This window comes from Mycolicibacterium boenickei, assembly GCF_010731295.1.
In the GTDB taxonomy this organism is placed as follows: domain Bacteria; phylum Actinomycetota; class Actinomycetes; order Mycobacteriales; family Mycobacteriaceae; genus Mycobacterium; species Mycobacterium boenickei.
The window spans coordinates 2,943,226-2,964,090 of the sequence record NZ_AP022579.1 but is presented as its reverse complement, the minus strand read 5'-3'; the positions used below and the strand labels follow the sequence as shown (position 1 = coordinate 2,964,090).

At 67.7% G+C, this 20,865-nt stretch carries 16 protein-coding genes; 9 read left to right on the top strand and 7 right to left on the bottom strand.

The window, feature by feature from the left end; genetic code table 11:
• Positions 1-1,629, bottom strand: coding sequence for an L-glutamate gamma-semialdehyde dehydrogenase (gene pruA / locus G6N57_RS14095; RefSeq protein WP_077743032.1), 1,629 nt, complete (start codon positions 1,627-1,629; stop codon positions 1-3).
• 83 nt (positions 1,630-1,712) lie between these two features.
• Between pruA and G6N57_RS14090 the strand changes: the two genes are divergently transcribed.
• The 4 genes from G6N57_RS14090 to G6N57_RS14075 all read left to right on the top strand — a co-directional run bounded on the left by G6N57_RS14090 (position 1,713) and on the right by G6N57_RS14075 (position 6,697).
• Positions 1,713-3,284, top strand: a complete 1,572-nt coding sequence (locus tag G6N57_RS14090) for a PucR family transcriptional regulator (RefSeq protein WP_077743031.1) — start codon at positions 1,713-1,715, stop codon at positions 3,282-3,284.
• A gap of 90 nt (positions 3,285-3,374) precedes the next feature.
• Positions 3,375-4,859, top strand: coding sequence for a carotenoid oxygenase family protein (locus G6N57_RS14085; RefSeq protein ID WP_097926076.1), 1,485 nt, complete (start codon positions 3,375-3,377; stop codon positions 4,857-4,859).
• Between the two features lie 9 nt (positions 4,860-4,868).
• On the top strand, positions 4,869-6,083 hold the full coding sequence (locus tag G6N57_RS14080) for a sensor histidine kinase (protein WP_234815701.1): 1,215 nt from the start codon (positions 4,869-4,871) through the stop codon (positions 6,081-6,083).
• Entirely contained in the window at positions 6,080-6,697 is a 618-nt protein-coding gene (locus G6N57_RS14075; RefSeq protein WP_077743030.1) for a response regulator, read from the top strand. Before G6N57_RS14080 ends, G6N57_RS14075 begins: the two co-directional genes overlap by 4 nt.
• A 1-nt stretch (position 6,698) precedes the next feature.
• Here G6N57_RS14075 and dapC read toward each other — a convergent pair whose 3' ends face one another.
• Both dapC and fdxA read right to left on the bottom strand, forming a co-directional pair.
• A complete protein-coding gene (dapC, locus tag G6N57_RS14070) occupies positions 6,699-7,799 on the bottom strand; it encodes a succinyldiaminopimelate transaminase (protein WP_077743029.1) in 1,101 nt (366 codons plus the stop codon).
• A gap of 29 nt (positions 7,800-7,828) precedes the next feature.
• On the bottom strand, positions 7,829-8,152 hold the full coding sequence (fdxA, locus tag G6N57_RS14065; protein ID WP_036448192.1) for a ferredoxin: 324 nt from the start codon (positions 8,150-8,152) through the stop codon (positions 7,829-7,831).
• 263 nt (positions 8,153-8,415) lie between these two features.
• Between fdxA and G6N57_RS14060 the strand changes: the two genes are divergently transcribed.
• Positions 8,416-10,431 (top strand): NADPH-dependent 2,4-dienoyl-CoA reductase, encoded by a 2,016-nt coding sequence (locus G6N57_RS14060; RefSeq protein WP_097926075.1) that lies wholly within the window; start codon positions 8,416-8,418, stop codon positions 10,429-10,431.
• A gap of 104 nt (positions 10,432-10,535) precedes the next feature.
• On the opposite strand, the gene G6N57_RS14055 is transcribed toward G6N57_RS14060, so the two are convergent.
• Positions 10,536-11,084 (bottom strand): YceI family protein, encoded by a 549-nt coding sequence (locus G6N57_RS14055; protein WP_077743028.1) that lies wholly within the window; start codon positions 11,082-11,084, stop codon positions 10,536-10,538.
• 195 nt (positions 11,085-11,279) lie between these two features.
• Between G6N57_RS14055 and G6N57_RS14050 the strand changes: the two genes are divergently transcribed.
• On the top strand, positions 11,280-11,837 hold the full coding sequence (locus G6N57_RS14050) for an excalibur calcium-binding domain-containing protein (protein WP_077743265.1): 558 nt from the start codon (positions 11,280-11,282) through the stop codon (positions 11,835-11,837).
• 96 nt (positions 11,838-11,933) lie between these two features.
• Here G6N57_RS14050 and G6N57_RS14045 read toward each other — a convergent pair whose 3' ends face one another.
• Positions 11,934-14,510 carry a bifunctional FO biosynthesis protein CofGH gene (locus G6N57_RS14045; RefSeq protein ID WP_077743027.1) on the bottom strand — a complete coding sequence of 859 codons (2,577 nt, stop codon included), beginning with the start codon at positions 14,508-14,510 and terminating at the stop codon, positions 11,934-11,936.
• A gap of 202 nt (positions 14,511-14,712) precedes the next feature.
• Between G6N57_RS14045 and G6N57_RS14040 the strand changes: the two genes are divergently transcribed.
• Positions 14,713-16,209, top strand: coding sequence for a hypothetical protein (locus G6N57_RS14040; RefSeq protein WP_162564009.1), 1,497 nt, complete (start codon positions 14,713-14,715; stop codon positions 16,207-16,209).
• A 1-nt stretch (position 16,210) separates the two neighbouring features.
• Here the strand turns inward: G6N57_RS14040 and G6N57_RS14035 are convergent, their stop codons facing one another.
• Both G6N57_RS14035 and mshB read right to left on the bottom strand, forming a co-directional pair.
• Positions 16,211-16,633, bottom strand: a complete 423-nt coding sequence (locus tag G6N57_RS14035) for a hypothetical protein (RefSeq protein WP_077743025.1) — start codon at positions 16,631-16,633, stop codon at positions 16,211-16,213.
• Positions 16,634-16,745: 112 nt separating this feature from the next.
• Positions 16,746-17,603: an N-acetyl-1-D-myo-inositol-2-amino-2-deoxy-alpha-D-glucopyranoside deacetylase gene (gene mshB, locus G6N57_RS14030; protein WP_077743024.1), complete on the bottom strand. Its 858-nt coding sequence runs from the start codon at positions 17,601-17,603 to the stop codon at positions 16,746-16,748.
• Between the two features lie 107 nt (positions 17,604-17,710).
• On the opposite strand from mshB, the gene G6N57_RS14025 reads away from it, so the two are divergent.
• Both G6N57_RS14025 and G6N57_RS14020 read left to right on the top strand, forming a co-directional pair.
• Positions 17,711-18,982 carry a chloride channel protein gene (locus tag G6N57_RS14025; protein WP_097926072.1) on the top strand — a complete coding sequence of 424 codons (1,272 nt, stop codon included), beginning with the start codon at positions 17,711-17,713 and terminating at the stop codon, positions 18,980-18,982.
• Positions 18,983-19,466: 484 nt separating this feature from the next.
• Positions 19,467-20,804, top strand: a complete 1,338-nt coding sequence (locus G6N57_RS14020) for a hypothetical protein (RefSeq protein WP_133118327.1) — start codon at positions 19,467-19,469, stop codon at positions 20,802-20,804.
• Positions 20,805-20,865 lie beyond the last annotated feature (61 nt).

Sequence of the window (20,865 nt, the reverse complement as noted above, 5' to 3'; positions counted from 1 at the left end):
TCAGGCCTCCATGTGAGGGTAGGTGTGGTTGGTCGGCGGCACGAACGTCTCCTTGATGGAGCGGGCCGAGGTCCAGCGCAACAGGTTCTGCGCCGAGCCGGCCTTGTCGTTGGTGCCCGAGGCGCGTGATCCGCCGAACGGCTGCTGCCCGACGACCGCGCCGGTCGGCTTGTCGTTGATGTAGAAGTTGCCTGCGGCGTTCCGCAGCCGGTCGGCGGCAGTGAGCACGGCGGTGCGATCATCGGCGATCACCGCGCCGGTCAGTGCGTAGCGGGCACCGGTGTCGACGACGTCGAGGATCCGCTCGTACTCCGCGTCCGGATAGACGTGCACGGCCAGGATCGGGCCGAAGTACTCGGTGGAGAACGCCTCATCGGTCGGGTCGTCGGAGAGCAGGACCGTGGGCCGCACGAAATAGCCTTCGCTGTCGTCGTATTCGCCGCCGGCCGCGATGGTGACGCCCGCGGCGCCCTTGGCCCGTTCGATCGCCGCGACGTTCTTGGCGAAGGCGCGGTCGTCGATCACGGCCCCGCCGTAGTTGGTGAGGTCGGTGACGTCGCCGTACTTGAGGTCCGAGGTGGCCGAGAGGAAGTCGTCGCCCATCTCGTGCCACACCGAACGCGGGATGAAGGCGCGGGAGGCGGCCGAGCATTTCTGGCCCTGGTAGTCGAAGGCACCGCGAATCAGGGCGGTGCGCAACACATCCGGGCGGGCCGAGGCGTGCGCGACGACGAAGTCCTTGCCACCGGTCTCGCCGACCAGCCGCGGGTAGGTGCGGTAGCGGTCGATGTTCGCGCCGACTTCGCGCCACAGGTGCTGGAACGTGGCGGTCGATCCGGTGAAATGGATGCCGGCCAGGCGCGGATCGGCCAGTGCCACATCGGAAACCGCGATCCCGTCGCCGGTCACCAGGTTGATCACGCCGGGCGGCAGTCCGGCGGCCTCCAGCAGCTGCATGGTCAGATAGGCCGCGAAAGTCTGCGTGGGCGAGGGTTTCCACACCACGGTGTTGCCCATCAACGCCGGGGCGGTGGGCAGGTTGCCGGCAATCGCGGTGAAGTTGAACGGGGTGATCGCGTAGACGAAGCCTTCCAGCGGCCGGTGGTCGGTGCGGTTCCACACCCCGGGGCTGCTGATGGGCTGCTGGGCCAGGATCTGGCGGGCGAACTCGACGTTGAATCGCCAGAAGTCGATCAGCTCGCAGGGCGCGTCGATCTCGGCCTGGTAGGCGGTCTTGGACTGGCCGAGCATCGTGGCGGCGGCGATCTTCTCCCGCCACGGTCCGGACAGCAGGTCGGCGGCCCGCAGGAACACGGCGGCCCGTTCGTCGAACGGCAGCGCGGCCCACTCGTGTTTGGCGGCCAGTGCGGCGTCGATGGCCGCGTTGGCGTCAGCGTGTTCGGCGTTGGTCAGGGTTCCCAGCCGGGCGCTGTGGCAGTGCGGCTGCACCACGTCGATGCGGGCGCCGCTGCCCATCGTGTGTTTGCCGCCGATGACGTGCGGCAGGTCGATCGGGGCGCCGGCCAGGTCGCCGAGCGCGGTGATGAGCCGGGCGCGCTCGCCCGACCCCGGTGCGTAGTCGTGGACCGGCTCGTTGGTAGGCGCGGGCACGTCGGTGATGGCATCCATGAGTCAAGAATCCCCGACGTGACCCACGCAACATTTGTCTGATCGGACAAGGCTTGCCGCTCTGATCGGTAGAATCCGACAACATGCGGACGACCGGTGTCAGCCTCGGCCAACTGCTGTTGGCGCTGGATGCCACGCTGGTCCGGCTGGTGCAGGCACCACGCGGCCTGGACCTGCCGGTGGCCTCGGCCGCGCTGATCGACTCCGATGACGTACGCCTGGGCCTGGCGCCGTCCGCGGGGGCCGCCGACCTGTTCTTCCTGCTCGGGGTCTCCGAGAACGATGCGCTGCGTTGGGTCGAGCAGCAGAGTGCGCGCCGCGCGCCCACGGCGGTCTTCATCAAGGAGCCGTCAGGTGCGGTCGTCGAACGCGCGGTGGCCGCAGGCACCGCGGTCGTCGCCGTCGATCCGCGGGCCCGCTGGGAGCGGCTCTACCGGTTGGTCAACCACGTCTTCGAGCACCACGGTGACGGCGCGCTGCACGATTCGGGCACCGACCTGTTCAGCCTGGCCCAGTCCGTCGCCGAGCGCACGCACGGCATGGTCAGCATCGAGGACGCCCAGTCTCACGTGCTGGCCTACTCAGCATCCAGCGACGAGGCCGACGAATTGCGACGGCTGTCGATTCTCGGCCGCGCCGGGCCTCCGGAGCACCTGGCCTGGATCGCACAGTGGGGCATCTTCGACGCGCTGCGTTCCCGGCCGGAGGCGGTGCGGGTGGCCGAGCGCCCCGAGCTCGGATTACGCCCCCGGCTGGCGATCGGCATCTTCGCGCCGGCCGTCGACGAGCGCCGGGCCCCGGCGTTCATCGGCACCATCTGGGTGCAACAGGGCAGCCGCCCGCTCGCCGACGATTCCGAGGACGTGCTGCGCGGTGCCGCGGTGCTCGCCGCACGGATCATGGCGCGGTTGGCCGCCGCACCGTCGACGCACGCGGTGCGGGTGCAGGAACTGCTCGGGTTGGGCGAGTCGGATGCTCCCGTCGAGGTCGAGTTGATCGCCAGGGAACTCGGGGTGGCCGTGGACGGCAGGGCCGCGGTCATCGGGTTCGACGGCGGTACCACGGACACCCGCCTCGCCGATGTTCTGGCGTTGAGCGCCAGCGCGTTTCGTCACGACGCACAGATGGCCTCGGTGGGTTCGCGCGTCTATGTGCTGTTTCCCAGCACCGGCAAGGCGGTCGCGTCGTGGGTGCGGGGCACCGTGGCGGCGCTACGCACCGAGTTGGGTCTGCAGTTGCGTGCCGTGGTCGCGAGCCCGGTGGCCGGGTTGACCGGCGCTGCAGGCGCCCGCGCCGATGTGGACCGGGTGCTCGACACCGCCGAGCGTCATCCCGGAACGCTGGCCGCCGTCACCTCACTGGCCGAGGCCCGCACCACCGTGCTGCTCGACGAGATCGTCACCGCGATCGCCGCCGACGAGCGGCTGATCGATCCGCGGGTGCAGACATTGCGGGCCGACGAGCCGGTGCTCGCCGACACCTTGGGCGTGTATCTGGACTGCTTCGGTGATGTGGCCGCGGCGGCTCAGCATCTACATGTGCACCCCAACACCGTCCGGTACCGGATCCGCCGGGTCGAGCAGCTGCTGGCGACCTCGCTCAACGATGCCGATGTGCGGCTGTTGCTCGCGTTGAGCCTGCGCGCCACGATTTGAAACCCGCTCCCTCTCGTCCATCGTTCGGTTGACAGACGAATCAGCCGCGAAGTCGTCGCGCAACGGCGCCCGGAGGGGCACGGTAGGGGTATGACTACCGAAGCGGTTCAGCAGGAATCCGAACATCCGTTTCTGAGCGGGAACTTCGCACCGGTGCATGACGAGGTCACGGTCACCGACCTGGCGGTCACTGGGACGATCCCGGACTATCTCGACGGTCGCTATCTGCGCACCGGCCCCAACCCGCTGCGGGCTCCCGATCCGCGGCGTCACCACTGGTTCCTGGGCGACGGCATGGCGCACGGGATCCGGCTGCGCGACGGCGCGGCGACCTGGTACCGCAACCGCTGGATCCGGTCGAGCTCGGTGGCCCGCCAGCTCGGCGAGAAGTGGGCCGGCGGCGCGCATACGGGCGGCTTCGATTTCCCGGCCAACACCAACATTATCGGCCATGCAGGCAAGACGCTGGTGATCACCGAGGCGGGTGCGCGCCCGTATGAACTCACCGACGAACTCGACACGGTGGGCCCGTCTGATTTCTGCGGCACCCTGTTCGGCGGATTCACCGCCCACCCCAAGCACGACCCGAAAACCAGTGAACTGCATGCAGTTTCATACAATCCGCTGCGCGGCAACCTGGTGACCTACTCGGTCACCGGGGTCGACGGCCGGGTCCGGCGCACGGTCGACATCGCCTTGCCCGCGCACACGATGATGCACGACTTCACCCTCACCGAAAAGTATGTGGTGATCTACGACCTGCCGGTGCAGCTGGACCTGTCGAGCATGGTGAAGAGCGCTCCGGCGCGGGCCGCCGCGCGACTGCTGACCGGCTTCGCCGCCCGCCACGCGGCACCGGACTTCGTGTTGCGCGCGGCGATGCGCGGTTCCGAGCGCGCCGCGCTCCCGACGACGGCGATGCCCTACCGGTGGGCTCCGGAGCACGGTGCCCGGGTCGGGGTGCTGCCGCGCGAGGGTTCGGCCGCCGACATCCGCTGGTTCGACGTATCACCGTGCTACGTGTTCCACGCCCTCAACGGTTTTGACCAGACCGGGCCGGACGGCGACCAAGTCGTGCTCGACGTGGTCCGGCATCCGGAGGTGTTCACCACCGGGGACCGGCTGTTCACCGACTCGATCACGTTGGACCGCTGGACCATTGACCTTCGTACCGGTCGGGTGCAGGAGCAGCGGCTCGACGATTCCACCCAGGAGTTCCCGCGCATCGACGACCGGCTCACCGGGCGGCAGCACCGGTACGGTTACACCGTCAGCCTGCCGTCGGAACCGGACGCGGCACCGGCGGCCATCCTTCGCCACGATCTACGCGAGGGCGCCACGGAGCGGATCGACTTCGGTCCCGGGCGCGAACCCGGTGAATTCGTGTTCGTCCCGTCCGGGCCGGACGCCGACGAGAACGACGGTGTGGTGATGGGATTCGTCTACAACCGTGCCGAGAACCGCAGCGATCTCGTGCTGCTCGACGGTCAGAGCCTGGCACCCGTTGCCACCGTGCATATTCCGGTCCGGGTTCCGCACGGCTTCCACGGCAACTGGGTGGAGTCAGCCCGCTAGCATCGGCAGATGACCGAAACCGGTCCGCCCACACCATCGCGCCCCGCCGTCGGCGAGCCGTCGGACTGGCACTGGATGTGGGAGACCTACGTCTGCGGGCTCTGCCTCACGGCGATCGTCGCGGTCGTGCTGCTGCGACACACGCTCGGTGGCAACGTCCCGGTGGCCTGCGCTGCGCTGACCGCGATGGTCGTGATCGTTCTGATGTTCGGACGCAACGTGATTCACGATGCGGATCCGCTCGCCGGCCCGGTCCGGGCGCGCGCGGCGGCGTTCGTGGCGGTGATGATCGGCCTGTGGCTGATCGCGCTGCTGGCAGCGGCGCCGGCCGTCGCGGCGATCCCGGCGCTCTATCCGCTGATCTTCGCCACGCTGCCGCTGGCGGTGGCCCTGACGCTGACCTTCGTGGTCACCTTGGCACCGTTGGGTCTTGCCGTGGCGATCCACGGGCCGGGGTGGCCGAGTCTGCCACCGGTGGCGGCGGTGACGCTGGTGGGCGCGGTGGCGGCCCCGATCATCGGCACCACGATCATGACCACCATGCGGCAGCGGCAGCAGCTGGCCGCGACGGTCGCAGAACTGGCAGCGAGCCGGGCGCAGACCGCTGAGCTGTCCCGCGAGGCCGGGGTGGCCGCAGAGCGGGAACGGCTGGCCCGGGAGATTCACGACACCCTGGCGCAGGGGTTCACCAGCATCGTGGCACTGGCCCAGGCCGTGCAGGCCGAGAGCGCAGGCGATCCCGCGGCCGCCGCCCGCCACGTCGAGCTGATCCGTGCCACCGCGCGGAACAACCTGGCCGAGGCGCGCACCATGGTGACCGGGCTGACCCCCGCGGCGTTGGAGGAGGGCACCCTGTCGGCCGCGCTGCGCCGTCAGGCCGAGGGCCTGGCCGCCGAGACCGGCATCGCCGTCGACGTACGTATCGACGACGACCTGCCGCCGCTGGGTATGGCCACCGACGTGGTGCTGTTGCGCAGCGCGCAGGAGGCGATGGCGAACGTGCGTCGGCATGCCCAGGCCAGTGAGCTCGAGGTACGGCTGCAGGTGGCGGCGGACGGGGTACGACTTTCCCTGTCCGACAACGGCATCGGCCTGCCGAGCGATCACGTCGACGGGTTCGGCCTGCGCGGCATGCGGGCCCGGCTGGACCAGGTCGGCGGTTCGTTGACGCTGTCGACGTCCGACGGTGGCGGGGTGCGGGTCGTCGTGGCGGTGCCGGCATGACGACAGTGCTGTTGGTCGATGACCACCCCGTCGTCCGGGAGGGGCTGCGCGGCATGATCGACGCCGAGGACGATCTCTCCGTGGTCGGTGAGGCCGGGTCCGGAGCGGAGGCGATCGAGCTGGCGCACACGCTGCGGCCCGACGTCATCCTGATGGATCTGCGGATGCCCGGCGTCGACGGCGTCACCGCCACCGCGCGGATCCTGGCCGACAATCCGTCGACACACATCGTCGTCGTCACGACCTACGAAAGCGATTCCGACATCCTGCGCGCCGTCGAGGCCGGGGCGACGGGATATCTACTGAAAGACGCGTCGCGCGCCGAGCTGGCCCGCGCGGTGCGCGACGCCGCGCGCGGCAAGACGGTGCTCGCCCCGGGGGTCGCCGACCGGTTGGTGAACGCGGTCCGCGCACCGTCGGTCACCTTGTCGATGCGTGAGGCGGAGGTGCTGGCTCTGGTGGGCACGGGCGCCACCAACGCCGATATCGGCCAAGCCCTGCACATCAGTGAAGCCACGGTGAAGACACATCTGCTGCGGGCGTTTCAGAAACTCGGGGTGTCCGATCGCACCGCGGCGGTCACCAAAGCGATGTCGCTGGGATTGCTCGACTAGCTCAGGCCAACCGCGCGACGGCGGCCGCGATCCGCTCGTCCGTCGCGGTCAGCGCGACGCGCACGTATTGCGCACCGGCCGGACCGTAGAACTCGCCCGGCGCCGCGAGGATCCCGCGCTCGGCCAACCACTTGACGGTGTCGCGGCACGGCTCGCCGCGGGTGGCCCACAGGTACAGCCCCGCCTCGGAGTGCTCGACGGTGAACCCGGCCGCCTGCAGGGCGGGCAGCAGGATCGCGCGACGCTTGGCGTACCACTCGCGCTGCACGACCTCGTGTTCGTCGTCGTCGAGGGCGGCCACCATGGCGGCCTGCACCGGTCCCGGCACCATCATCCCGGCGTGCTTGCGCACCGCCAGCAGTTCGGCCACCAGGGCGGGGTCACCGGCGACGAACCCGGCGCGGTAGCCGGCCAGCGAGGAGGTCTTGGACAGCGAGTGCACCGCCAGCAGCCCGGTGTGGTCGCCGTCGCTGACCGACGGGTGCAGCACGCTGAGCGGCTCGGCCTCCCAGCTCAGGCCCAGGTAGCACTCGTCGGAGGCGATCACCACGCCGCGCTCGCGCGCCCAGGCCACCACCTTGCGCAAGTGGTCCAGCGGGAGCACCTTGCCGGTCGGGTTGCTGGGCGAGTTCAGGTAGATCAGGGCGGGACGTTGCGGCCCGAGCTGGGTCAGCGAGTCGGCCCGCAGCACCTGCGCCCCGGCGAGCAGGGCGCCCACCTCGTAGGTGGGGTAGGCCAGTTCGGGGACGACGACGGTATCGCCGGCGCCGATCGCCAACAGCGTCGGCAACCAGGCGATCAGCTCCTTGGTGCCGATCACCGGCAGCACTGCGTCCGGCGCCAGATCGGTGATGCCGTACCGGCGTCGTAGCGCGGCTTCGGCGGAGGCCCGGAGGGCCGGGGTGCCTGCGGTCGTCGGGTAGCCGGGAGCCGAACTGGCGGCCGCCAGCGCGTCCCGGATCACCGGCGCCACCGGGTCAACCGGAGTACCTACCGAAAGGTCGACGATTCCGTCGGGGTGCGAGCGGGCCAGAGCCGTGACGTCGGCCAGGGTGTCCCATGGGAACTCTGGCAGTACCGCCGAACGACGCTGTCGCACCACGTCAGTCTCGAAGCCGGATTCGACCGTGCTCAGTCCTCGGCCTTGGCCGGCAGGTCCTTGATCGCCTGCGGGTCATTGTCGGTCTGGCCGACCTTGGAAGCACCGCCGGGCGAGCCGAGCTCGGAGAAGAAGTCGGCGTTGGCCTGCGCGTAGCTGCTCCACTGGTCCGGGACGTCATCTTCGTAGTAGATGGCCTCGACCGGGCAGACCGGCTCGCATGCGCCGCAGTCCACACACTCGTCGGGGTGGATGTACAGCATGCGTGCACCCTCGTAGATGCAATCGACCGGGCACTCCTCGATACATGCCTTGTCTTTGACGTCGACGCAGGGTTCGGCAATGACGTACGTCACTGATGTCTCTCCTGTCCAGTGGGCTGCTGGGCTCGGTGTTCGGGACTCTGATGAGTCGACGTCACAGTATGCGTTGCCCATACTTGGACGCTCGTCTCAGTGTGCCCTAACTTGACGCACCACCCATTTAAGGGTGGCGCGTAGTAACTGATACTAAACGTCGCAGATACACCTCGACTAGTCGCCACGGCCTATTACTCACACCCCCGGCAATGTCATGCAACTAGTTGCATAGGACCGCCGGTCCCACCTACCCTGCCGACATGGGGCTGGCCTATCCGAACCTTTTGTCACCGTTGGACCTCGGGTTCACCACCCTGCGCAACCGCGTGGTGATGGGCTCGATGCACACCGGGTTGGAGGACCGCGCCGGCGACACCGCGAAGCTGGCCGAGTACTTCGCCGAGCGGGCCCGCGGCGGCGTCGGGCTGATCATCACCGGTGGCTACGCACCGAACAAGACCGGTTGGCTGCTGCCGTTCGCCTCACAACTCGTGTCGTCCTCGGAAGCCCGGCGCCATCGGCGCATTACCGGCGCCGTACACGAGGCCGACGGCAAGATCCTGCTGCAGATCCTGCACGCGGGACGCTATGCCTACCATCCACTTTCGGTGAGCGCCTCGGCGATCAAGGCCCCCATCAACCCGTTCCGGCCGCGTGCGCTGCGCGATGTTCAAGGCACCATCGACGATTTCGTCCGCTGCGCACTGCTGGCCCGCGAGGCCGGCTATGACGGTGTCGAGATCATGGGCAGCGAGGGCTATCTGCTCAACCAATTCCTGGCGCCGCGCACCAACAAGCGCAAGGACGCCTGGGGCGGCACCCCGGAGAAGCGCCGCCGCTTCCCGGTCGAGATCGTGCGCCGGGTGCGTGAGGCGGTGGGCTCCGATTTCATCATCTGCTACCGCATGTCGATGGCCGATTACGTCGAAGACGGCCAGAGCTGGGACGAAATCATCGCGCTGGCAACCGAAGTCGAGGCCGCCGGGGCGACGATCGTCAACTCGGGGTTCGGCTGGCATGAGGCCCGGGTGCCCACGATCGTCACCTCGGTGCCCAACAGCGCGTTCGTCGACATCAGCAGTGCGGTGGCCGAACACCTCTCGATCCCGGTGGTGGCGTCCAACCGGATCAACATGCCGCAGACCGCCGAGCAGACCTTGGCCGACACTCACGTGCAGTTGATCTCGATGGCCCGGCCCTTCCTCAGCGATCCGGACTGGGTGCTCAAGGCGGCCGAGGAGCGGGTCGACGAGATCAACACCTGCATCGCCTGCAATCAGGCCTGCCTCGACCACGCGTTCGTGCACAAGAAGGTGTCATGCCTGCTCAACCCGCGGGCCGGGCGGGAAACAACGCTGGTACTGAGTCCGACGCGCCGGGCCCGGTCCGTAGCGGTCGTCGGCGCCGGGCCTGCCGGGCTGTCGGCGGCGGTCAGCGCCGCCCAGCGGGGCCATCGGGTCACCCTGTTCGAGGCGGGGTCGGCAATCGGCGGCCAATTCGACTTGGCCAGAAGGATTCCCGGCAAGGAAGAGTTCAACCAGACCATCCGGTACTACACCACCATGCTCGACAAGCTCGAGGTCGACGTGCGGCTGGGGGTCCGGGCGGGGGTCGACGACCTGTCCGGCTTCGACGACGTGGTGCTGGCCAGCGGGGTCACCCCACGGCTTCCCGCCATTCCCGGCATCGACCACCCGAAGGTGCTCACCTACGCCCAGGCCATTACCGGTGCGCCGGTGGGCAGGTCGGTCGCGGTGATCGGCGCCGGCGGGATCGGTTTCGACGTGAGCGAATTCCTGACGACCGACGAATCCCCGACGCTCAATCTCAAGGAATGGAAGGCCGAGTGGGGCGCGGCCGATCCCCAGGAAGCCCGGGGCGCACTCACCACTCCCCTTCCCGCCCCCGCCGTCCGCGAGGTGTACCTGCTACAGCGCACCAAGGGGCCGCAGGGCCGCAATCTCGGGAAGACCAGCGGCTGGGTGCATCGGGCCTCCCTGAAAGCCAAAGGGGTACATCAGCTTTCCGGGGTGAACTATGAGCTCATCGATGATGAGGGCCTACACATCAGCTTCGGTTCCGAGCGACGCGATCGGAGGGTGCTCCCCGTCGACAACGTGGTGATCTGCGCCGGGCAGGAATCGGTCCGCGATCTCGAGGATGCCCTGCGCGGCGCCGGGATCGAGCCGCACATCATCGGAGGTGCTGCCGTAGCGGCCGAACTCGATGCCAAGCGGGCGATCAAGCAGGGCACTGAGTTGGCCGCTCGGCTGTAGCCCGCGCCCCGCCCGCCCTGCACCGCACCGCACCGCGAGCGTGCGCGTCTGCCGCCCGACACACCGCAATTCGTCAGCAGTTTGCGCACGCTCGCGAGCACGGATCAGGCCTGCTTGAGGGCCTCGATCTCCAGCGTGATGGTGACCTTGTCGCCGACGACGGTGCCACCGGTCTCCAGCGGCATGTCGATGTCGATGCCGAAGTCCTTGCGGTTCAGCACAACCGAGGCCTCGAAGCCGGCGACCGCGCCCTGCCCCATGCCCGGGTTGACGCCGTTGAACTCGAGCTTCAGCGACACCGGCTTGGTCACGCCCTTGAGGGTGAAGTCGCCGTCGACGATGTAGTCGTCACCGTCGGGACGCACTCCGGTCGAGACGAAGGTGGCAGTCGGGTAGTTCTCGGCGTCGAAGAAGTCTGCGGAGCGCACGTGGGCGTCGCGCTGCTCGTTGCGGGTGTCGATCGAGGTGACGTCGATGGAGGCGCTCACGGACGGGGTGCCGTCCTCGGCGACGGTGATGGCACCGCTGAACGTCTCGAAGCTGCCGCGGACCTTGCTCACCATGAGGTGGCGGACCGAAAAGTTGATCGAGGAGTGGACGGGGTCGATGGCCCAGGTGCCTGCTGTCAGGTCGGTGGCTACTGCGACGGTCATGGTGTCTCCTTGGTTCTTGGTTCGAAGGTTCTTGGTTCGAAGCCGGTCGATCCGGCACCTTCACCCAGAAATAACCGGACCACAGTCCGATTCGATTCCCGAATTTCAGAATTTTTCTGTCGATCTTGAATCGAAAGATGCATGCTCTGGTCAGAAATTTGCACTTCTGTCAATATCAAGATCGGAGCCGCCGGCATGCGCCTGCTCACTCTCACCCTGGCCTGCGCTGCAGCAACGAGCAGCCTCCTCGTGGCGCCCGCCGCCAACGCCTACCCGAATTGTGCTGCCGCCCGCGCCGCCGGCGCCGCTCCCCTCTACGCGGGGCAACCCGGATACAGCGCGAAGCTTGACCGCGACGGTGATGGCATTGCGTGCGAGACCGGAGGCGGATCTGTGTCGGGCAGCGTGTCGGGCGGCGGTGGGCTTCCGCTATATGGCAGCGCTCCGGCCCAGGCCGGTCCGGCCACAAGTGGGACCGGCTACACCACGGTCGTCCGATGGACCGGCGCGAACTGCATCGACATCACCGCCCCATCCGGATCGGCGGGCACTCTGCAAACCGGCTCGCACTGCGGCGGCCAGGCGACATTGTTCAGTTCCGGTGTCGGCGACCAGATGATCGGAGCCGATCCGGCCATCGGCGACGCTTCGAGCCTGTCGTGCGAGATCCTCACCGGTCGGCTGATGGATTCAGGAACCGCCGGCGACGGGCGCGACGTGAACTGCCTGACGCGCCCGAGCGCACTCTCGTAGCCCGCGAGCGTGCGAAAAGTGCTGACGTTTGACGGCGTGCCCACCGACAGACACGCACGCTCGCGGTGCTGAGGGGACCCCTCGCGGTGCAGAAAGTTACGCGGCGAGCGGCGAGTAATCGGTCGTGCGCTGACGGGCGGGGCGGCCGATGCCCTCGGCGATCGCGACCAGCTCGGCCACAGTCTTGGCCGACCCGTTCTCGGAGCCGGCCATCCGGGAGATGGTCTCCTCCATCAACGTGCCGCCCAGGTCGTTGGCACCGCCGCGCAGCATCACCTGCGTGCGTTCGACACCGAGCTTGACCCAACTGGTCTGAATCGACGAGATCCTGCCGTGCAACATGATCCGGGCCAATGCATGGACGGCACGGTTGTCGCGGTGGGTCGGGCCGGGACGCGCCCCGCCTGCCAGATACAGCGGCGAGGACTGATGCACGAACGGCAGCGGCACGAACTCGGTGAAGCCGCCGGTCTTGTCCTGAATAGAGCGCAGCACGTTGAGGTGGCCCACCCAATGCTTGGGTGTGTCCACGTGGCCGTACATCATCGTCGACGACGAGCGCAGGCCCACCTCGTGCGCGGTGGTGACGACGTTGATCCATTCCGACGTCGGCAGCTTGCCCTTGGTCAGGACCCAGCGCACCTCGTCGTCGAGGATCTCGGCGGCCGTACCCGGGATGGTGTCCAGCCCGGCCTCGCGAAGCGAGGTCAGCCACTCCCGCACCGACAGCCCGCTGCGGGTCACGCCGTTGGCGATCTCCATGGGTGAGAAGGCGTGCACGTGCATCGAGGGCACCCGCGCCTTGACCGCCCGCACCAGATCCGCATAGCCCGTGACGGGCAGCTCCGGGTCGATGCCTCCTTGCATGCAGACCTCGGTGGCCCCGGCGACATGGGCCTCCCACGCGCGATCGGCCACCTCGTCGGTGGACAGCGAGTAGGCGTCGGCGTCACCCTTGCGCTGCGCGAACGCGCAGAACCGGCAGCCGGTGTAGCAGATGTTGGTGAAGTTGATGTTGCGGTTGACGACGAACGTGACGTCGTCGCCGACGGCATCGCGGCGCAACGAATCTGCCAGTGCGGTAACAGCTTCCAGCGCCGGGCCGTCCGCGGTGGCCAGCGCGAGGTACTCGTCGTCGCTGCAGCCGCCGGGATCGCGCTCGGCCGAGCGCAGCGCGGCCAGCACATCGGTGTCGATGCGTTCAGGCGCCCGGGCGGCGAGCTCGTGCACCTTGGCGCGGATCGACTCCCAGTCACCGAACGCACTGTCCAGGTCGCTGCGAGTCTCCGTCAGCCGGCCCTCGGAGTCGATCGCCGAATGCAGATCGATCCGGCCCAACGATTCAGACGCCTCGTCGGGCTCCTGCCACGGCCGCCCGACCGGGTTGACCTCCAGCGCGAACCCGGTATCGGGATCGGCCAGGGCATCGACGTGCCCGCGCACCCGCGGGTCGATCCATGCCGCGCCGGCTTGTACGTACTGCGGTTGAGCGGTGAGGCGCTGCACCAGGTCGTAGCCGGCCTGCGCGGTGACATCAGCCAGATCGTCCAGCGCCGGCCAGGGCCGTTCGGGGTTGACGTGATCGGGGGTCAGCGGTGACACGCCGCCCCAGTCGTCGACGCCGGCGCCGATCAGCGCCAGGCATTCGTCGCGCGACACCAGATTCGGCGGGGCCTGGATCCGCATCTTGGGCCCGAGCACCAGGCGCGTCACCGCGATGGTCGCGATGAAGTCGTCGATCCCGGCATCGGGCGTCGACGCCATAGCGGTGTGATCCTTGGCCCGGAAGTTCTGCACGATCACTTCCTGAACGTGGCCGAACTCCTTGTGGGACTTACGAATCGCGTGCATGGTCTCGGCCCGCTCGGTGAGCGTCTCGCCGATACCCACCAGCAAGCCGGTGGTGAACGGGATCGAGAGCCGGCCTGCGTCGTCGAGCGTGCGCAGCCGCACCGCCGGGTCTTTGTCCGGGCTGCCGTAGTGAGCCTCGCCCTTGACCTCGAACAAGCGCCGCGACGTGGTCTCCAGCATCATGCCCATCGACGGCGCGACGGGCTTCAGGCGCGACAGCTCCGACCAGCTCATCACGCCGGGATTCAGGTGCGGCAGCAGCCCGGTTTCCTCGAGCACCCGAATGGCCATGGCGCGCACGTAATCCAGCGTGGAGTCGTAGCCGCGCTCATCGAGCCACTGCCGGGCCTCATCCCAGCGATCCTCCGGGCGGTCACCAAGGGTGAACAGCGCTTCCTTGCAGCCCAATTCGGCACCCTGGCGGGCCACCTCGAGAATCTCGTCGGGCTCCATGTACATACCCATGCCCTGCGCACGCAGCTTGCCAGGCACCGTGACAAAGGTGCAGTAGTGGCAGGTATCGCGGCACAGGTGCGTCACCGGGATGAACACCTTGCGCGAGTAACTGACCGGCAGACGGCCGTTGGCTCCCCGCCGGCCGGCCGATTCCAGGCCCGCATCACGCACCCGAGCGGCGCTCGCACACAGATCGGCCAGATCCTCGCCGCGGGCCGTCATGGCGATGGCAGCCTCGTCGACGTTGAGAGTCACGCCGTCACGGGCCCGGCGCAGTACCCGCCGTAGGGCCGCAGAGGTTGGCGCAGGCTTCGGTGGGACGACCGGGATGGGCAGATCGGCGCCGTGCTGGGGGTTCAGAGCCACTCCCGTGTAACCCCGTCGTTCTGCACAATCATCCACGCGTCTCACATTCTGAAACCAATGCGCCCGACATACCGGCCACGATAGACCTCGCATGTCCCTGCAGCGCGAGGCCCTTAGTGGACACACAACTTAAAGGTGCGACGAACGCGTTGGCGACCGCGTAAGTTATTTCCGTCGGGAAGGGGATACCGGAGGAGTCGTGATGTCCACAAGTGTTCGTTCGTATCTGGTGGCGGGTGCCGCCGCAGCCACCGCCACCGCCATCGCCCTCACCCCCGTTCAAGCAGCTCCGGCCGATATCGCCGTCCCCGCGCACCCGACCTCCGCCGAGCCGCAGCTGACGCAGGCCATGATCGATCTGCTCGCCGCCGCCAGCCGGATGACCGCTGCGGTGGCGCCCAAGCTGCCCTCGGAATCCGGGACGGCACCTGCGCTCGGGGTGGCTCCCGCGGCAGCAGCCACCGGTGAGGTCGGTGTCCAGAACGCGGCGAGTGATTGGCTGACGTGGGCCTACACGGGCATTCAAGGCTGGGTCGACTGGGGCGTCGACTACGCGTCGGACATCGCCTACTGGCTGGGCGGCTGGGGCGTCCCGTTCGCCGGCTTGATCGGCGCCCAGATCGACATGTTCTATTTCGATCTGATCCGTCCAATCGCAGACGCGGTGTTCTACCAAGCGATCGTTCCCATCGTGAACGATCCGCTGAACCTCGCCGTGTGGTGGAACGGCATCGGCGGCGCGATCGGATCCTCGATCGGCACCGCCATCAACTTCGGCGTCCAAGAATTCAATTACTTCTTCGGCTGGATTTTCCCGCCCCTGCCGCCACCATTCCCTGGGCTGGCCACCACGCAGACGCTCGCGGCCGCGCCGAGCGCCCTGTTCCCCGGCCTGCGCGGACTCGTCGGCGATGTCGTCCTGCCGCCCGCGGACTTCGTCACCGATGCCGCGGTCAACACCATCGACGGCGCGTACGGCCTCGTGCACAACGCGACCAACTTCGTCGTCGACGGGGCCGACAATGTGCTCGATTCGCTGCGCTTGAACTTCATCAGCCGGCAGATCGACATCAACTACAAGTTGGTCAGCGCGCTGTCCGCGCAGGGAGTCGATCTGACCACCGACCTGATCCAGGTTCCGGACCGTTACCTCAACGACGTCCTGAAGGACGGTCAGGGCCTGTTGGAGGCTGTCGGCACCGAGGCGCGGTTCGTCGGCGACAGCATCACCAGCCACGGCAGCAATGCGCTCAACGCGGTCGGCAACTACGTCGACGATCAGATCAACTACTTCACCCCCGGGCGTGCCGCGGTCGACACCAAGGAAGTGACCAGCGTTCCGCCGTCGGCACGGGCGTCGCTGTTGACCACGCCTGCGCCGACGGAGAAGACGCCGGTCAAGGATGCTGTCACCACCGACACCGACACCGACACCGACACCGCTGCGGGCGCGGTGCAGGATCGCGCGAAAGACCGTGCGACCCAGGTCCGGACGCGGGTACAGACGGGCGTCAAGGATGCGGTCGATACGGCGAAGAAGGCTGGCGACGACACCCGTGACGCGGTGAGGAACGCCGTCAAGAGCGTGACCCCGAAGACCAAGGCCACGCCGAAGGCCAAGGAGAAGGCGTCGACGACATCCGGGAGCCAGTCCACGGACAGCGGTAAGCCGGGCAGCACCAAGAACGACAAGAAGTAGGTCAGCGGCGGTAATGCCGTCGCAGCATCGCCGCCGGTGGTAACGCACCGGCGGCGATGAATATCAATGAGCCGTAGGCCATCAGCCCGCTACCGGCGAAGATGATGTCGCCGCCCGGTCCGCCGAAGGTCATCGCCACGACGGTGGCCAGCCAGGTCCACAACGGCAGCGCCGCCACACGCATGGAGTCGGTCCAGTACGTGGCAGCCCACACGAGCGCGGTGTTGAGTGCTCCGGCGGACAGTGCGCTCACCGGGAATGGGATCGATCCGATATACGACGGCAGTAGCAATGCACCTACGACGGCGGAGATGATGCCGTCAACCGCGAGCAGCGCCAGGACGATGCGACCCGGCACGAGGTCCGTGGGCGGGGTCAGGTCGGGATGCTGTCGAGCAGACCGACAAGCGAACCCACCACCCACTGGAAGTTGTCCGCACGGTCCTGCCAGTGCTGCAGGTTCGGATCCAGATCGGGGTCCATGAATGTCCCTTCGACGCCTCTGATTCACCGGAGCTTACCGCGTCCAGTTTTGGCTATTGCAGATTCACTCCGTGCAGCAGGTCGGTTTCCCACCCACGCTCGTCGCGCTCCCCCGCGTCGCCCGACACGAGCACGTAGTGCTCCTCACCGATGAGCGGCAGCGCGAGGTTGTTGGACAGCGCGAATGCGCGGCCGTCGGGGGCGACGGTGACCTGGGTGGCGTGCGCGCGCATCGCGGCGACCTTGGCCGGCAGTTGCGCGGTGGCGTCGACGACCGCGTCGATCTGGTCGTCGGCGTACCCGAACGGGACATCGCCGACCTCGATCCGGATCCAGTCCTCGGGAACGTCCTGCAGGTTCTGGAGACCGGCCCGCATCGCGGTGCTCGCCATGACCGTCCAATAGAACTTGGGAACGGTCCAGCCGGCGGCGTCGACGGCCGCCGTGGTGACGCGGTGGGCCTGCTTGTGGTCGGGGTGTCCGTATCCGCCCTCGGGGTCGTAGGTGACGACGACGTGGGGGCGCAGGTCCTCGATGATCTGCACCAGTTCACCGACCGCCTCGTCGAAATCGGCATCGATGAACCGTTGTTGCTTGCGCGCCGGTGAGCCTTCCATGCCGGAGTCGCGCCACCGGCCCGGGCCGCCGAGGAACCGGGGTGCGCCGATGCCGAGCGCGCTCAGCGCCTTGGTCAGCTCGCTGATCCGGTATCCACCGAGCTGATCGGCATGGTCCACCGCCAACCGCGCGTAGCGGTCACCGATGACCTCTCCCTCCTCGCCGAGCGTGCACGTCACCACCTGCACCTCGGCGCCGAGTGCGGCGTAGTGCGCGATCGTGGCACCGGTCGTGAGGGTTTCATCGTCCGGATGGGCGTGAACGAACAGCAGGCGGGGCGTTTCGCTGGGCATCGGGACCGACGATAGCCGGGTGCCTGCGACGGCGCGAGAAGACTCACGTCACCGGTTCTCGGCGTACCACGCTGACGAATCCGGGCATCGCGCATACATTCACTCACGTGACCCGCCGTGAGCTTGAGTTCGGCTGCAGCATCATCGTCGTCGGGTTGTTGGCGGGCGTGGCGGGGATGGCCACGACGGTTCTCCTGCATTTCGTCGAACACCTCACCTACGCCTACGCGTTCGGCTCGCTGCTGGACGGCGTGACCGGCAGCAGCCCGGTACGTCGCGCTGTCGGCCCGATGATCGGCGGGGCGCTGGCCGGGCTCGGCTGGTGGATCCTGCGTCGGCACTACGAGGTCCCCGGGCTGGCGTCGACCATTGCCAATCACCGTGCCATCCCCCGGGTTTCGCTGACGCTCGACGCCGCGCTGCAGGTATTGGTGGTGGGTTCCGGCGCATCCCTGGGCCGTGAGGGCGCGCCCCGGCAGGTTGCCGCGGTGCTCGGCGACGCCGGCACCTCGCGGTGGGCCCTGACACCCGAGGACCGCCAGATCCTGCTCGCTTGCGCCGCGGGGGCCGGACTGGGAGCGGTATACAGCGTGCCGGTCGGCGGCGCCTTGTTCGCGATCCGGATCATGATGCACACCTGGCATCCACGGGCTGTCGGTGCCGCTCTGATCACCTCGGCACTGGCAGTCGCTGTCGCGGCTCCGGTGACACATGTTCGGGCTCCGCTCGATTGGCCGGATCCGAGCCTGTCGTATTTTCTGACCGGGTTCGCGTTGGTCCTGGCGCCCCTGGCGTTCGCGGTGGGCACAGCCTTCAACCGAATCATGGCGAAGGCACGGCCCGCGGCGACGCTCACGTCGTGGCTGATCATCCCGGGCATTGCCGCGGCGGGCCTGCTCGTCGGCCTTGGTTCGATCTGGTGGCCGGAACTCCCCGGCAACGGCAAGAGCATCTTGACGGTGAGCCTCGACAGCGGCATGACGCTCGGTTCTGCCGCGGTGATCCTGCTCCTCAAGCCGGCCCTCACGGCGATCTTCCTGCGCGCAGGCGCGGTGGGCGGCATGCTCACGCCCGCCCTCGCCACCGGCGCCGCGCTCGGTTCGCTCATCGCGCTGGCGATCAACACTCTGGACCTTCGCCCCGTCAGCGTCGCGGCGGTGTCGCTGACGTGCGCGGCCGGTGTGCTCGCGGTGACGCAGCGCGCACCCATCTGGGCCGCGTTGTTCGTGTGGGAACTTGCCCGGCCGCCGCTGTGGGTGCTGTTGCCGTTCCTGGCCGCCGCACTGGCCGCACATGGGCTCCAATCACTCGCCGAGCGGCGCGACGAATTAGCCGTCGACAGGCCGGCCGCGGGCAAACCCCGGCAACGAAATCCGTAGTTTTTGAAACTGACCGAGACTGCCACTTCGTTGCCAATGCAAGCATCGCGCGAATACCGAGACCGGCGGTCCCATTAGTGTCGGGCGCCGCATCCGGGACGCCCGTGTTTTACAGATCACACCTTTGTGTCCACTGTGCGCGCGCTAACTCCCCGGCCGGCGCCGCCCCCGCATTACCGCTGGGTAACCTGGCCGGCGCAGCGGCCCGGCGCTTCGCTGGCAACCTATTGACGGTCTATGTCATTTATTTGCTACAGCAGTGCTAGCGCTAGCCCAAATATCGCTACTTCGGGTATCGCAACGGCGGGGTCCCACCTCGCAAAATGCGCATTACCAGCAATATCGCAGATACCCCGGGTTGATTTGCGGGGCCTGGCAGCGGTTCCACCGAGCTGAAAAATAGTTAAGAAAATTTGCAGACAACCAAACTTACTTTGGGGTAACTTCTGCGCCGACCTTAGTTACGCACCCGTAAGGAGATTCAATGCAACTCGCTGCTCGGTCGTACCTGGCCGCGGGGGTGGCACTTGTAGGTGCCAGCGCCATCGCAGTCAGCCCCATGGCTCCGCCCGTTCCAGAAGCGCACATGCCCGTAGCGCTGACGGCCGCCATCGAGAACCCACTGACCGTCTTCGAGCCGGCGATCGCCGCCACTCAAACGTTGTTCAGCAACTTCATCGAACGCCAGACCACCAATCCGCTCCCGGTCCTGCGCCAGCTCGCCACCAATGTGGCCACCGGCGTGCAGGTGTTCGCGAACACAGACCCAGTCCTGGTTGTTGCACTGGCACTGACTCACGGAGTCATCACCGCCCAGGAGATTGGGCCCAACCTCGCCGCTCTCGGGGAGAGCACGTCGTCCGCGATGAACGCACTCGTCGAGAACCTCGGCGTGCTCGCCGCCGGACTGCCCGATGCCCTGCAGGCCGCGGGCGCCCTGATTGCCGCCGGCGATCCCAACGGCGCCATCAACGCCATCATGGGCCCGGGTGTGCAGCCGATCATCAACATCATGCTCGAAACCGTGAACCCCCAGATCAATGCTGTCGGCCACGTTCTCGGCGTTCCGCAGCCGGTCATCGACGCCGCCACGGAGTCGACCCTCGGCCTCTTGGTCGCGGTGGCCTCGGCAACCGTCGGTATCGGATTCGACCTCCCCGGCTACCCCCTGCCCCTGGTGAAGCAGGTCATCGCCGGCACCCAGAGCGTGCTGGCCGCTGCAGCTTCGGGCGATCCGGGCACCTTCGTGAATGCGGTGCAGCACAGCGTTGCCGACCTCGCGGCGGATGTCGCCTACCAGGTGGATCAGACCATCAGCATGGGCAACTACATCGCGGATTCGTTCGCCAACGCCCTCAAGCAGATCACCCCCAAGCCTGTGCCCTTCCCGGATATCGAACTCCCCAAGGCTCTGGTCGCACCGGCTCCCGCCATCGCGGCCACCACGGCGGTCACCACCGCGCTCGAGCCGGTGACCACGCCGGCCGAGAAGGTCGAGTCTGCGCCAGTGACCGAGGCGGACAACCCTTCTGGCACTGGGACAGACACCTCGACCGCACCGGCAACCGACGGCACGGACGCTGACGCCAAGGCCGACACCGGTACATCCGCAGCCGACAATGACGGGGTCACCAAGCTGTCGACGAAGGCATCGCCGAAGGCCGCCAAGGGCCAGGCAAAGGCCAACTCCACCAAGGCAGTTCGCGACCAGGTGAAGTCCACGGTCAAGAAGCTGACCGACGGGCTGAAGAAGGACAAGCCCAGCACTCCGAAGAAGGCCGAATCGTCCAACGACTCCGCCAAGGGCGCTGACAGCAAGTAACCAACAGCACCACCGGCAGGCCCCCTCCATCAGCTCGGTGGGGGCCTGCCGCTCTACTCCC